This is a genomic window from Lysobacter sp. P5_C4, assembly GCF_054049695.1.
In genome coordinates, this window is record NZ_JBFULX010000002.1 from 74,954 (window position 1) to 89,795 (window position 14,842).

Annotated in this window: 8 protein-coding genes; 2 read left to right on the forward strand and 6 right to left on the reverse strand. The window is 67.2% G+C overall.

The window, feature by feature from the left end:
• Positions 1-12 precede the first annotated feature (12 nt).
• The gene (locus tag ACXJJ8_RS04855) at positions 13-2,922 is read right to left on the reverse strand and encodes a hybrid sensor histidine kinase/response regulator (protein ID WP_499027268.1); all 2,910 of its coding nucleotides are present in this window, start codon (positions 2,920-2,922) and stop codon (positions 13-15) included.
• Positions 2,923-2,932: 10 nt separating this feature from the next.
• Positions 2,933-4,126, reverse strand: coding sequence for an EAL domain-containing response regulator (locus tag ACXJJ8_RS04860; RefSeq protein WP_499027269.1), 1,194 nt, complete (start codon positions 4,124-4,126; stop codon positions 2,933-2,935).
• A 127-nt stretch (positions 4,127-4,253) separates the two neighbouring features.
• On the opposite strand from ACXJJ8_RS04860, the gene ACXJJ8_RS04865 reads away from it, so the two are divergent.
• Complete coding sequence (locus tag ACXJJ8_RS04865) at positions 4,254-7,922, forward strand: indolepyruvate ferredoxin oxidoreductase family protein (protein WP_499027270.1); 3,669 nt, start codon at positions 4,254-4,256, stop codon at positions 7,920-7,922.
• 57 nt (positions 7,923-7,979) lie between these two features.
• On the opposite strand, the gene ACXJJ8_RS04870 is transcribed toward ACXJJ8_RS04865, so the two are convergent.
• Positions 7,980-9,905 (reverse strand): M61 family metallopeptidase, encoded by a 1,926-nt coding sequence (locus ACXJJ8_RS04870; RefSeq protein ID WP_499027271.1) that lies wholly within the window; start codon positions 9,903-9,905, stop codon positions 7,980-7,982.
• Between the two features lie 186 nt (positions 9,906-10,091).
• Here ACXJJ8_RS04870 and ACXJJ8_RS04875 point away from each other — a divergent pair, with 186 nt between their 5' ends.
• Positions 10,092-10,454 (forward strand): I78 family peptidase inhibitor, encoded by a 363-nt coding sequence (locus ACXJJ8_RS04875; protein ID WP_499027272.1) that lies wholly within the window; start codon positions 10,092-10,094, stop codon positions 10,452-10,454.
• Positions 10,455-10,460: 6 nt separating this feature from the next.
• Here ACXJJ8_RS04875 and ACXJJ8_RS04880 read toward each other — a convergent pair whose 3' ends face one another.
• The 3 genes from ACXJJ8_RS04880 to ACXJJ8_RS04890 all read right to left on the reverse strand — a co-directional run bounded on the left by ACXJJ8_RS04880 (position 10,461) and on the right by ACXJJ8_RS04890 (position 14,717).
• A complete protein-coding gene (locus tag ACXJJ8_RS04880; RefSeq protein ID WP_499027273.1) occupies positions 10,461-10,625 on the reverse strand; it encodes a hypothetical protein in 165 nt (54 codons plus the stop codon).
• A 58-nt stretch (positions 10,626-10,683) separates the two neighbouring features.
• Positions 10,684-13,080 carry a S9 family peptidase gene (locus ACXJJ8_RS04885; RefSeq protein ID WP_499027274.1) on the reverse strand — a complete coding sequence of 799 codons (2,397 nt, stop codon included), beginning with the start codon at positions 13,078-13,080 and terminating at the stop codon, positions 10,684-10,686.
• Positions 13,081-13,187: 107 nt separating this feature from the next.
• Positions 13,188-14,717, reverse strand: coding sequence for an FAD-dependent oxidoreductase (locus tag ACXJJ8_RS04890; RefSeq protein ID WP_499027275.1), 1,530 nt, complete (start codon positions 14,715-14,717; stop codon positions 13,188-13,190).
• Positions 14,718-14,842: the final 125 nt, after the last annotated feature.

Below are 14,842 nucleotides of genomic sequence, written 5' to 3' on the forward strand. Positions count from 1 at the left end.
GAATGGCTGAGCCTACACGGCGCGGGGCCAGCGTGCTTCGGTCCACAGGGCCAGGCGGTGGACGGCGGTGGCCACGTCGGCCGCCAACGCGGGGACGTCGGCGGCGGCCTGCGCCCGGCCCGCGGTTTCCAGCGCCTCCGCGGCGTGCCCGAGTTCGCCGGCGCCGATGCTGCGCGCGGCGCCCTTGATCTTGTGCGCCTCGCGGGTCACGCCAGGAAGATCGCCGGCCACGCGCGCGGCCTGCAGCGTGGCCAGGTCGGCGTGGGTGCTGGCGAGGAAGTCGTCGAGCAGCGCGCGCGTTTCCACGGCATCGCCGTGGACCAGGCCGGCGAGTACCTGGGCGTCGATCGGCGGCGGCCGCTCGGCCTGCGGGAGCATCGCGGCGAGGTCGACGGCCGGGGCGGGCGCCGCACGCGTGTGCGGCAACCAGCGCGCGAGCATCGTGACCAGCGACGGGATGCCGACCGGCTTGGCGAGGTAATCGTCCATGCCGGCCGCCAGGCAACGCTCGGCCTCGCCCTTCAGTGCCGATGCGGTGAGCGCGATGACCGGCGTGCGCGCGCGATGTTCGCGCGCTTCCTCGTCGCGGATCGCACGCGCCAGTTGATAGCCGTCGAGCTTCGGCATGTGCACGTCGGTCAGCACGAGCGCATAACGCCCCGTTCGCCATCGCGCCAGACCGTGCTCGCCGTCGTCGGCCGATTCGCTCGCATACCCGGCGAGTGCGAGCTGGCGGGCGATGACCGCGCGATTGGTCGGATGATCGTCGACCAGCAGCACCAGGCTGTGTTCGGCCTGCGCCTGCGCAAGCGTCGGCAGCTTGCGGGGCGCGAGCGTCGTCGCCACCGGCTGCGCCGCTTCGCTCGGCACCTCCGCCTCGGGTGCATGCGGCAGCACCAGATCGAATTGCATCGTGGTGCCCTGCCCCGGCGCGCTGTCCATCACGACCTTGCCGCCCATCAACTCGGCGAGGCGGCGGGAGATGGCCAGCCCCAGTCCGGTGCCGCCGAAGCGGCGCGTCGTGTCCGCATCGACCTGCGAAAAGGGCTGGAACAGACGCGCCTGCTGTTCCGACGAAACACCGATGCCCGTGTCGGTGACGCGGATGCGCAGTCGATCGCCGCCCAGCACGCCCGCGCCCGGTGCGGACTCGCGCCACTCCAGTGCGGCGTCCACGCGCCCGTGGTCGGTGAACTTGATCGCGTTGGACAGGAAGTTGCCAAGGATCTGCCGCACGCGCAACGCGTCGGCGCGATAAGCGGGCGCGACGCGATCGTCGATCGCGCACGACAGGGCGAGCCCCTTGCTGGACGCCGATCCGGTGAAATTCGCGACCGTCATCCGGACCACGCGCCGCAGGTCGACGGGCGAGGGTGACAGTTCCAGCCGCCCCGCTTCGATCTTCGAGAAATCCAGGATGTCGCCGATGATCTGCAACAGCGATTCGGCCGAGGACTGGATGACGTTGAGCGCACGGCGCTGGTCGGCATCCAGCGTCGTGTGCGCAAGGATCTCGACCATGCCCGTGACGCCCACCATCGGCGTGCGGATTTCATGGCTCATCGCGGCAAGGAACGCACTCTTGGCAAGATTCGCCTCCTGCGCGCGCGCTTCGCTTTCGCGCAGCGCTTCTTCCAGGCGCTTGCGTTCGGTGAGGTCGGTCGCCACCGCGATCAACCCGCCGGGGCGGCCCACCTCATCCTTGAAGGAGGCCAGTGCGAGCACGACCGGCACCAGACGACCGTCGCGATGCACCAGCACGGCCTCGTGCGGCGGGCGATCGAGTTCGGCGAGCAGGTACATCGCGCGCCAATCCGCGGGCACGTCGGTGCCGCGCTGGCGGCCGAGCGCGGCGACGATGCGTTCGACTTCCGAAGGCGGCACCAACATCGGCGAGTCGTCGGGCTGCGGCGCGGTGCCGTAGCGCGGCACGCGGCCGATGATTTCGCCCGCCTCCCAGCCGAGCAGGCGTTCGGCGAAGGGATTGAACATGATCCAGCGGCCATGCCCGTCCATCGCGAGGATCGCGACCTGCGCGGCGTTGAGCAGCGAACGCTGGAATTCGCCGCGGCGTTCCAGCTCCGCGCGCACGCCTTCGTTCACGGCGAGCTGGCCGGTGAGATCGGATTCGTAGCGCATGACATCGCGGCGCATGTCGACGAAGGCATCCATCACGTCGCCGAGTTCGCCGCGCGGCCGGAACGCGGGCGCCGTCTCGTCGGGCTGATGTTTGCGCATGTCGCGCGCCAGCGCGGTCAGCGACTCCACGCCTTTGTACACGTTGCGCAGGATGTGGCGCGCCAGCAACCCGGCCAGCAGCAGCGCGACCAGCGACAGCCCGATGCGCAACCGGCTCGCGCGCCGCCCGCGCTCGATTTCGGCGCGCACCATGCGCTCGGAATTCAACATCGCCAGGTTCGACAAGGCTTCCATGCGCGTGGTCACCGGATCGATGGCCGGATACAACTCGGTGTCGGCGAATCGGGCCAGCGCCTGCATGTCCCGCCGCACGAGAATGGCCCGCAAGGTATCCATCGCCGCGCGCGCGCGCGTGCGGGCGTGGCGGACCTGATCGAACAGGACCTGCTGCTCCCCGCTGCGCGGCATGCCCTGCAACGCGACCCAGCTGCGATCGATCTTGTCCTGTGCCGCATCGAGCGTCGCGACGCCCTTCTCCCAGGTCATCAGGTTGTTGCGCACGCGGAAGGTCGTGTCGACCACGTCGAGCCCGTAGCCATCCGACACGGCCTTGAGTGCGCGCAAGCGTTGCAGCGAGTTGTCGCGCATCTGCTCCAGCGACGCGCGCGTGTCCGACTGCAGCATCTCGTCGATGATGAGCACCGTTGCGCCCGCGAGCAGCAGCAGGCCGAACAGGCCCCACAACTGGTGGCGCATCCCCAGCGAGAACGAGCGCAAACGCATGGGCGCGCCCTCAGTCGGGGGCGCGCCAGCGCGACACGCAATCGATCAGCTCGTCGGCCACCACCGGCGCGCCAACCAGATAGCCCTGCGCGATGCCGCACCCGAGTTCGGCGAGCATCTGCCAGTCTTCGACCGTCTCGACGCCTTCGGCCACCGTTTCCAGTTGCAGTTTGCGCGCCAGGTCCAGGCTCGCTTCGACGACCGCGCGCTTGCGCGGTTGCGAATGCGCGCCGAACACGAAGCCCTGGTCGATCTTCAATTCGGTGAACGGCACCTGCGAGAGTTGCGAGAGCGAGGAATAGCCGGTGCCGAAGTCGTCGATCGACAGCCCGAAGCCTTTCAGCCGCAGGCGCGCGAGCACGCCCAGGCCGCGTGCGGCATCGGCCATCAACAGGCTTTCGGTGATTTCCAGGATCACCTCGCTCGGCGACAGGCCGTGGTCTTCGACGATCTGCTGGTAGCGGTCGGCGGCCGATTGATCGTGCAGCGTCGCCGGCGAGACGTTGACGGATAGATTCAGGCGCAGGCCGTCGTCCTGCCAGCGCCGTTTCCAGCGGCAGGCCTGGTCGAGGATCGCGTCGGTGAGGTCGGCGGCCAGTCCGTCGGATTCGAGCAGGCCGACGAAATGATGTGGGCGGATCACTTGCCCGTCGCCGCGCTCCCATCGCGCGAGCGCTTCGACACCGACGATCTTGCCGTTCGCGAATTCCGCCTGCGGCTGGAACCACGGCACGATCTCGCCCTGGTTGAGTCCGCGGCGCAGGTCGGCCAGGTCGATGAAGACCGATTCGTCGGCCGGGTTGGATTGCAGGCGCTCTTCGTAACGCGTGAGCACCGCTTCGAGTTTCTCGACGCTCAGCGGCTTCTCGATGCTCCCGAGCACGTGCAGCCCGTAGGCGCGCGCCATCATCTGCACGGTGTTCAGCAGCGCCGGATCCAGCGCGCTCACCAGCGCGACGCCGCGCGCCAGCCGCCGCTGCGCGACGTGGCCGATGAATTCGATGCCGTCCATGCCGGGCATGTCCAGGTCGACGAGCACGACGTCGGGCGGCGGGTTTCCATCTTCGAGCAGGGCAAGCGCGGCGCTGCCGTCGGCCGCTTCCTCGACGTGGCCGATGCCCAGTTCAGCCAGCAACCGCAGCGCCAGCCGCCGCTGGAACCCGTGGTCTTCCACCACCATGACCCGCAGCGCGGCCAAGCTCATCGGGACGTCCCCCGGAAGGTGCACGCATCCTGCGTGCGCCCCCGTATCGAACGCGGCGGAGGGGCGTGGGCGGCCGCAGGAACCGCCGCTGCTACAATCCCGCGTCTTTTTCCCCGGCTTTTCCGCGATGACCAGCACCGCCGAGCTCTCGTCCCCCGCGTCGGCCAACACCGCGCTGACCAACAGCGTCCTCGATGGCGATTACACGCTCGAGGACAAATACACGCGCGAATCGGGGCGCATCTATCTGTCCGGCGTGCAGGCGCTGGTGCGCCTGCCGTTGATGCAGAAACTGCGCGACGCCGCAGCCGGTTTGAACACCGCCGGTTTCGTGAGCGGCTATCGCGGTTCGCCGCTCGGCGGCTTCGACCTGGAACTGTGGCGCGCGCGCAAACACCTGGAAGCCAAGCAGGTGAAGTTCATCCCGGGCCTCAACGAGGACCTCGGCGCGACGATGGTGTGGGGCACGCAGCAAACGAATCTGTTCCCCGGCGCGAAGGTCGAGGGCGTGTTCGGCATGTGGTACGGCAAGGGCCCGGGCGTCGACCGCACGGGCGACGTGTTCAAGCACGCCAACGCCGCGGGCACCGCGCCGAAGGGTGGCGTGCTCGCGCTCGCGGCGGACGATCACGCGTGCCGTTCCTCGACGTTGCCGCATGGCTCGGAACAGGAGTTCGTCAGCGCGATGATGCCGGTGCTCAATCCGGCGGGCGTGCAGGACATCCTCGACCTCGGCCTGATCGGCTGGGCGATGTCGCGTTACACGGGCCGCTGGGTCGGCTTCAAGACGATCGCCGAAACGGTGGAGTCCTCGGCGTCGGTCGACGTCGATCCCCTCGCGTTGCAGATCCTGATGCCCGAGGATTTCGACATCCCGCGCGGCGGCCTGAACATCCGTTGGCCCGATCCGCCGATGGACCAGGAGATGCGCCTGCACCAGTACGCGGTGAAGGCCGCGCAGGCCTTCGCGCGCGCGAACCGGATCGATCGCATCGTGATCGATTCGCCGAACGCGCGCCTGGGCATCATCACCACCGGCAAGTCCTATCTCGACGTGCTGCAGGCGCTGGAATACCTCGACCTCGACGCGCGCGCCTGCGCCGACCTCGGCATCCGCGTCTACAAGGTCGCGATGACCTGGCCGCTGGAACCCGTGGGCCTGCGCACGTTCGCGCGCGGTTTGCAGGACATCCTCGTCGTCGAGGAAAAGCACGCCTTCATCGAAAGCCAGATGAAGGAGTCGATGTACAACTGGACGGGCGAGCGCCCGTCGGTCGTCGGCAAGTACGACGAAGCCGGCGAATGGATCCTGCCCTCGACGGGCGAACTCACGCCGGCGCGCATCGCGCGCGTGATCGCCAGCCGCATCCGGAAATTCCACGACAGCGAACACATCCGCGACGTCATGCGCTGGATGGAGGACAAGGAATCCGAACTCGCATTGCCGCGCGCTGCGTTCCCGCGCGTGCCGCACTACTGCTCGGGTTGCCCGCACAACACGTCCACCGTGGTGCCCGAAGGCTCGCGCGCGCTCGGCGGCATCGGCTGCCATTACATGGTGACTTGGATGGACCGTCGCACCGACACCTTCACGCACATGGGCGGCGAAGGCGTGACGTGGGCAGGCCAGGCGGCGTTCACAGAAACGCCGCACGTGTTCCAGAACCTCGGCGACGGGACGTATTTCCACTCGGGCTCGCTCGCAATCCGCCAATCGATCGCGGCGAAGGTCAACATCACCTACAAGATTCTCTACAACGATGCGGTCGCGATGACCGGCGGCCAGCCCGTCGACGGCTCGCTGAGCGTGCCGCAGATCGCGCACCAGGTGCGCAGCGAAGGCGTGCAGGCGATCGTCGTGCTCTCCGACGACATCGCCAAGTGGAGCGATCCGGCGATCTTCCCGGTCGGTGTCGAGTTCTTCGATCGCACCGAGTTGGACAACGTGCAGAAGCGCCTGCGCGAAGTGCCCGGCACCACGGTGCTGATCTACGACCAGACCTGCGCGACGGAAAAGCGCCGCCGCCGCAAGCGCGGCAAGATGGTCGACCCGGCCAAGCGCGTGATGATCAACTCGCTGGTGTGCGAAGGCTGCGGCGATTGCGGCAAGAAATCGTTCTGCGTGTCGGTGCTGCCGAAGGAAACCGAATTCGGCCGCAAGCGCGACATCGACCAGAGCAATTGCAACAAGGATTTCTCCTGCGTCAACGGCTTCTGCCCGAGCTTCGTCACGGTGCATGGGGGGACGTTGAAGAAGAAGAAAGGTTCCGGCAACGCTGATCGTCTGTCGTCGTTGCCCATGCCCACGCTGCCCGCGCTCGACCAGCCCTGGAACATCCTGATCACCGGCGTCGGCGGCACGGGCGTGGTGACCATCGGCGCGTTGCTCGGCATGGCCGGCCATCTCGAAGGCAAGGGCGCGAGCGTGCTCGACCAGACGGGACTTGCGCAGAAGGGTGGCGCGGTGACCACCCACATCCGCATTGCGCGTTCGCCGGCGGACATCCACGCCGTGCGCATCGCCGCGGGCGAGGCCGACCTCGTGCTCGGCTGCGACATGGTGGTCGTCAACGATTATTGGCCGCTGTCGAAGATCCGCAGCGGCCGCACGCAGGTCGTGCTCAACAGTTACGAAGCGATGCCGGGCACGTTCACCACGCGTCCGGACATGCAGTTCCCCGCGCAGGACATCGTTGCGGCGATCAAGCTCGCGCTCGGCGGCGACGAAGGCATGCACGTCGTCGATGCAACGCAGCTCGCCACCGCGCTGATGGGCGATGCGATCGCGACGAACCTCTTCATCCTCGGCTATGCGTGGCAACGCGCGCTGGTGCCGGTGTCGTTCGATGCGCTGATGCGCGCGGTCGAGCTCAACGGCGCGGCGATCGAAATGAACAAGACCGCGTTCGCGTGGGGCCGCCTGGCGGCGATCGATCCGGCTGCGGTGATGGAGGCTGCGGGCATCGGCCGTTCGATTCCTTCGCAGGAGACCTTGCACGAACTGCCGATCCTCTCCCCCGGCGAATGGGAAGGACACGAGTGGGGCGCGAATGTCGCGCCCAAGCCGGTCGCGATCGAAGACGAATCGCGCCACCTGCCCGCGCACGGCAGCGATGCCGCATTCCTGCCGCTCGACGATGCGCGCCTGTCGCGTTCGCTCGATGAAGTCGTCGCGCGCCGCGTGGCCTTCCTCACGCAATACCAGAGCGCCGCTTACGCGAAGCAGTATGCCGATCTCGTCGCGAAGGTCCGCGCCGCCGAACAACAGCGCGCGCCGGGCAGCTCCGACCTCGGCGAGGCGGTCGCGCGCTATGCGTTCAAGCTGATGGCCTACAAGGACGAATACGAAGTCGCGCGCCTGTACACGAGCGGCGATTTCAGGGCGCGCGTGGCGCAACAGTTCGAAGGCGATTACAAGCTGCGCTTCCACCTTGCGCCGCCGCTGCTCGCGAAGAAGGATGCCGAAGGCCGCTTGCTCAAGCGCGAATATGGCGCGTGGATGTACACCGCGTTCCAGCTCACGGCGAAATTGCGCTTCCTGCGCGGGACGATGTTCGACGTGTTCGGTTACACGGCCGAGCGCAAGATGGAACGTCGCCTGATCGCCGAGTATTTCTCGACCGTTGGGATGCTGGTCGATGGCTTGAACGACGGCAACGTGGCGCTGGCGACGGAGATCGCATCGGTGCCCGAACACATCCGCGGCTACGGCCACGTCAAGGATGCGCACCTGCACGATGCGAAGGCGCGCGAGGCCGGGTTGCTGGCGAAGTGGAACCACCCGGCGGCCGCCTGATTCCAGGCACGAAAAAAGCCGCCCTGCGAAGGGCGGCTTTTTTGTTGGGCGCGCCGCTTACTTCTTCGGCGCGTAGATCGCGGACAACCGGTCCGGCTTGCCCTCGATGCGCTCCAGGTGCGGGTAGCGCAGGCCGCCGTAATACGGCAGCTGGATCGTGCGGTACAGGTCGAATTCCTTCACCAGCAATTCGATCGGCTTGTTGTCCTTCTTCGCCGCCGTGACCGCGTCTTCCAGCACGTCGCTGCTGTATTGCTTGCCGTTGACCGCCACCGCCGTCATGCCGGGGCCGACGCCCGCGTTGAACGCAGGGCTGTCCCAACGCACGCTGGAAATCGCGCCGTCGCCGCCGATCGACAGGCCGAGCGAATACACGAAATCGGCGCTGCCCCGACCGTATTCGGCCGCCGCCGCCTTCGCGTAGGCATTGGGCTTGTCCTTGAACACCAGGCGCCAGCCGGACGCCTCGATGCCGCCGGTGAGCGGCACCTTGCCGTCGAGGCGATCGTGCAGGAACTTGCCCCAGTCATCCGCCACCAGGCTGTTGAGCGTGGCCGCGACGTCGTCGAACGTGTAGGTGTTGACGCCGAAGTCGCCGTCCTGCATGCCGAAGAACTTCTTCGCGAAGTCGTCCAGCGAGAGCTTGTTGTTCGACTTCTCGCGCAGGCGGGAATCCACTTCGAGCCAGATCATCTGGCCGCCGGAGTAGTAGTCCTCGCTCAGCTGCCAGCTGCTGTAAGCCTTGGACGTGCGCTTGGCGATGATCGGGTCGTTGGTCGTGTCCTGCAGCGCGCGCCACGCCAGGCCGGGGCGGTTCTCGGCGTAGTTGGCCGCAACCAGCGCCAACGCATCCTTCGCGGTATCGAACGTGCGCAGGCCCGCGCGCGCCGTGATCACGTTGCCCCAATACTGCGTCTGCCCTTCGTACACCCACAGCAGGCTGCCCTGCATCGGCGTGTTGAACGTCGGCGTGGTGAGGTCGGCGCCGCGGCGATACTTGCCGTCCCACGAATGGTTGTATTCGTGCGCCAGCAGGTCGGTGCTTCCGGTTTTCGGATCCCACGAATTGAAATACTTCACGCCCACGCCGTTCTCGCTGGAACGATGGTGTTCCAGGCCGATGCCCGACATCTGGCCGCTGAGCGCGAACAGGAAGTCGTAATGGTCGTAGTGCTCGGCGCCGTACAGCTTGCGCATCTGTTGCACGAGGCGGCGGTGCGCTTCCAGGTGATCGGGCTTGGCTTCGAGGTACTTCGCATCGTCGGCGACGACATTCAGGCGCACCGGCCTCCCGACGCCCTGCGACAGATCGAACGTCTTGAAGTAACGCCCCGCGTACATCGGCGAGTCGACGAGCGTGTCGAAGTCGACCGGCTTGTAGGTGACGACATCGCCCGCGCGGCCCTGCAATTCCAGCGCGGTCGCGGCCTGCCAGCCGGCGGGGAGCTTGACGCTCGGCGCGAAGGTGATCGCGCTCGCCGCATAACCGGCCGGATACAGCGCGACGGTATTCCACTGCAGGTTGAGCATGTTCGGCGTCATGACGACGCGGCCCTGCTCGGTGTTCGTCGGCGAGATGAACTGGAACGCGACATCCAGTTGGGTCGCGCCCTGTGGCACGTTGACCTTGAACGCGTACACGTCCAGCGGGTCGCGCATCCACGTGAGCTTTTGACCGTTGGCGGTGATCTCCAGGCCCGCGACCTTGTCGACGCGGCCGTAGTCGGCGTGATTGCCCGGCAGCCACTTCGGGAACAGCAGCGTCGTTTCGCCGGCCTGCACCGGGATGCGCTGCTTCACGTTGAAAACGCGCTGCGAAAGATTGGTGGCGTCGACTTCGAGCGTGATCGTGCCCGGGTACGGGGTCGTGCTGGTGGCGTAGACCGGTGCCTGCGGCGAGGTCTGCGCATCGGACGTGGAGGAAACGGCGAGCGCAGGCAGCGCAAGCGCCAAGGCGAGGGCGAGCAACGAGTGACGGGGCATGCGGTGTCCTGGAAGCGCAACGGATGGAAGGATTGCAAACATCCCATCGTGCAAATTAGAAGCGCCTGCGCCCCCTGCCATTCGGCATGGTTGAACGGAAAGATCCCGCAATTCCCGCGGTGTCTTGTCGCTCGAGGCGGCCGGGCGTAGGGTTCGGCGCCATCCCCCGTGGACAGGAGTCCGCCCGTGAAGACCACGTTCGTCAACGTCCGCTTCGCCCTCGCCGCCTGCGCGGTGCTTGCTGTGTCCGGGTGCACATCATCGCCACCCACGGAGTCGTCCAGTTCGACCGACAGCCCGATGCCGCCCGCCGCTGCCGCGACGACGACACCGCCGATGCGCACCGAGTCGTGCAAGGCCGATGGGGCACAGCAGTTCGTCGGGAGAACCGCGACGCCGGAGATCGTCGAACAGGCGCGCATGGCCTCGGGCGCGAAGACCGCGCGCGTGCTGACACCCGATCAGATGATCACGATGGAATATCGCGGCGACCGTCTGAACGTGCGCGTCGGCACCGACAACGTGATCGGCAGCGTGGGCTGCGGTTAGACCAAGTCAGTCTTCCTCGGGCTCCGGCGCCGCCAGGCTCGGCGGTTCCCAATCCTCGAGTTCGAGGTCCTTCGGCGTGCCGAACTCTTTCCGGTCGTCCAGCCGGGGCTGGTTCTGCCAGTAGCGGTTGTCGGCGATCTTCTCGATGCTGCGGTGCGGTTGCTTGTGCATGGCAACCTCCGGCGGTGGAACAGGCGCGCAGCCTGTCACCGCCGGTGTTGCAAAACCGTCAACGCTGCGGCTGCAGCGTGCGGTCGAACAATTCCAGGATCCGGCGGTACTCGTCGTACCAGCTGTCCGGATGGGTGAAGCCGTGGCGCTCCATCGGGTACGGCGCGAGTTCCCACTTGTCCTTGCGCAACTCGATGAGCTTCTGCGTCATCACCACCGAATCGCGGAAGAACACGTTGTCGTCGATCATCCCGTGCGCGATCAGCAGATTGTCCTGCAAGCCGGCGGCGTATTCGATCGGCGAGGACACCTTGTAGGCCTCGGGATCGAGCTCCGGCGTGTTGAGGATGTTCGACGTGTATTCGTGGTTGTACTGCGACCAATCGGTCACCGGGCGCAGCGCAGCGCCGGCCTTGAACGTCCCCGGCTTCTTGAACAACGCCATGAACGTCATGAAGCCGCCGTAGCTGCCGCCGTAGATGCCCACGCGCGCGCGGTCGCCCTGTTTGTTGGCGACCAGCCAGTCCAGGCCGTCGAGGTAATCCTCCAGTTCCGGCGTGCCCATGCGGCGATAGATGTCGGTGCGCCACTTGCGGCCGTAGCCTTCGGACGCGCGGTAATCCAGGTCCAGCACGAGGTAGCCGCGGTCGACCAGCAGGTCATGGAACATCTGTTCGCGGAAGTAGTTCGGATAGCGCGCGCTGACGTTCTGCAGATAACCGGCGCCGTGCACGAACAGGACGATCGGGTACTGCTTGCCGGGTTCCAGTTGCTTCGGCCCGTAATACTTGCCCCAGATCGTGCCCGCGCCGTGCTTCGACGGCACCTGCACGTATTCGGGCATGGCCCACGTGCGCGCCTTGAATTCGGGCGTGCGCGTGTCGGTGAGTTCGCCGAGGCCATCGCCGCTGCGGTTCACCACCGCCAGTTGCGGCGGCACGTAGCTTTGCGAATGGCGCACGAGCAACTTCGTTTCATCCGGCGAGACCACGAAATCCTCGACGCCATCCAGCGCCGTCACCTCGCGCACCGCGCCGCCCTTGCGGCCGACTTCGCACACTTCGTAGTCGCCGGGCCATTTGCGGTTGCACAGGAACACGAAGCGGTTGCCGTCGTTCGACAGTTGCGGCTGCGAGGCTTCCCAATCGCCGGACGTGATCGCACGCGGCGCGCCACCGTTCTCGCTCACGTACAGATGCGAGTAACCACTTTCTTCCGACAGGAACCACAGCGCACCGTCCGGCGCGAAACCGAAGTCGTTGAAGCCCCAGTTGATCCAGGCAGGATCGGTGAGGCGATGGCGCGGCTGCAGCTTCGCATTCACCGGGTCGATCGATGCGAGCCAACGGTCCTTGTTGTCGATCGCGCGCACCATCACCGCGGCCTGCCGGCCGTCGGGGGTCCAGTGGATCGCGGGAGCGCCGCTGTTGTCGCCGGAGGTCAGCACCTGCACATCGCGATTGCCCTTCAACGCGTCCTTGCCAGCGGCCTTGCGCAGCGCTGCCAGCGGATCCACCGCGATGCCGGGAAGCGCGTCGAACTTCACTTCGCGCACCGAGCCATCGCCGACCTTCACCAGCCACAGGTGCTGCGGCACCGGCGCATTGCGGCCCACGCGCGTGCGCACGTCTTCGAATTCCTCGTACCCCGATTCGGTCACGTACTTCGGCATCTTGCCTTCGGTGCCGATGTCCGCGCCCTTCGCCGTGGTGATGACGAGCAACCAGTTGCCGTCGGGCGACAGCGCGCTGTCGGCGATTTCGACGTCGGCGCCGAGATACGCGGGCACCGGCGCACGCGTGGGATCGGCCATGCGCCAGGCCTTGTCCTGCGCACGCGCGGCGTCGCGTTGCGCGCGGTCGTTGCGGAGCGTGTCGATCAGGCGCAACTGGCGCTCGCGCAAATCGTCGGCACCGGGCTTGGTGTCGGGCGACTTCTCGGCCAGCGCCGTCGCGGCCTGGCGCACGCCGCCCGCATTCGTCCAGCGATACCAGTCGTTGCCGACGCGCCACGACAAACCGCCGTCGCTGCCCCACTGCGGTTGCGCTTCCTCGTCGTTGCTGCGCGTGAGCTGCTGCAATGCACCGCTGCGCAGGTCGCGTACGAAGACATCGCCGTTGCGCACGTAAGCCATGCGCGTGCGCTGCGTGTCATACACGGGTTGTTCGGCATCGGCGTCGGCGCGCGCGGCGCCGTCGAGCATCGCGGCCGCGCCGCCCGTGATCGGCTGCACCCACGTGTCGCGGATCGTCGCGCCCGTACGCTTGCGCTGCGTGTATGCGCGCTGGCCATCCCACGACCACCAGGCCGCTTCGATCGGCGCGCCGATCCAGTCCGGATCGGCCATCGCCTGCGCCAGGGTGATCGGTGCGTTCGCATTCGGCGCGGACGCGGCCGTGTCCTGTGCAAAAGCGGAAGGTGCGAGGAAGAGCAACAGCGCGAGAGACGCGGGCATGGGGCGCATGGGTTCACGGGCGAAGCGGAAGCGCGCAGGTTAGCAGCCCCGCACTGGCCGACCGGGGGGTCATTGGTCATGCGGAAACGCCTGCCTCCGGGGAAAGCTCACATCCGGACGGCGGGGCGATCGGTGGCCACCGTCTCCGGGGCGGGCGCGGCGACCGGCGCAAGGCCATGCGCAGCCGGGCCGTTGAGGCAACTGCCGTCGCGTGCGTCGAAGCGCGACCCGTGGCACGGGCAATCCCAACTGCGCTCCGCGTCGTTCCAATGCACCACGCAGCCCAGGTGCGGGCATTTCGCCGAATGCAGGTGCAACGCGTTGGCGTCGTCGCGGAAGGCGGCGACCCTGTGCAGCCCGTACCGCAACACCGCACCCTCGCCCGCCGGCAATTGTTCGAGTCCTTCGATCTCGCCCGCGCTGACCCAATCGCTGTAATACGGAACGAAGTTGAGCGTCTCGCGCACGAACGCATCGGCTGCGCGCAGCGTGCGGCGATTCGGGTCGTACAACGCGCGCCATGGCGAATCGCCGTCCACGATCAGATCGGCGACGATCAGGCCCGCGAGCGTCCCGTGCGTGAGTCCGTTCCCCGAATCGCCCGTCGCCACGTACACGTTGTCCGCACGCCCCGGGTTGTGGCCGAGGAAGCCCAGGCCGTCGATCGGTTCGATCACCTGCCCCGACCAGCGATAGCCGACGTCGAGCGCCATCGGGAAATGGCTGCGCGCCCAGGATTCGAGCACTTCGTAATGCACCTGCGTCGCATCGTCCTGTCCGGTCTTGCGATCTTCGCCACCGACGAGGAGCCACGTGCCGTTGCGCGCCGGCGCGATGCGCACGTAGTGATACGGATCCAGCGTGTCCCACAACAATGCATCGGGCACGGTGCCCGGATCCAGCCGCAATGCGACGACGTAGGTGCGATACGCGGCCTGCTTGGCGTGGATCGCGACGCGATCGTTGAACGGAACGTTCGCGGCGACGACGACGTGTTCGCATTGCACGCGCGCGCCGTCGTCGGTGGTCGCGCCGGCGTTGCCGCCGCCATCGACCTGCACGACGCGCGAATGGGTATGGATGCGGCCGCCCATGCGCGCGATCGCGCGCGCCAGGCCTGTCGTGTAGGCCAGCGCATCGAAACGTGCCTGGCGCGGGAAGCGCAGCGCCTGGCCGAAACCTTCGTAGCCGCCGGGTGCCATGTCGAGGCGTTCGACATCGAGCCCTGCGCGGCGCGCGGCGTCGTATTCGCGATCCAGTACGTCGGCATCGGGGTCGTCCGCACCGCGCACCAGGTACCCGTCGACGCGCGTGAAGCCGCAATCGATGCCCTCTTCCGCGCAGATGTGTTCGATCGTGTCGATCGCCACGCCGTGACTGTGCGCCGCCAGTCGCGCGCCTTGTTCGCCGTGCAGGTGTTCGAGTTCGAAGTAACGGTCGTCGAGCGCGTCGCACAGATGGCCGGTGGTGCGCGCGGTCTGGCCGCCGTGCAGGTCGTGTTCTTCGAGGACGACGACGTCCTGTCCCGCGCGCGCCAGGCGCCATGCGGTGGTCAGGCCTGCGATGCCGGCCCCGACGATGCACACCCGCGCGTGCGCGTCGGCGGTCAATGGCGCGAAGACGGGTGCGTCGTTCATCGCCATCCACAGCGATCGACTGGGTCCGTGTTCCTGCAACGCTCCGTTTCGCATCGGCGCACCCTGCCTTCCGTCGTTGCGATCTTGGAACCGGCGTGGTGACCGGCCGGTGATGCAAACGCCGC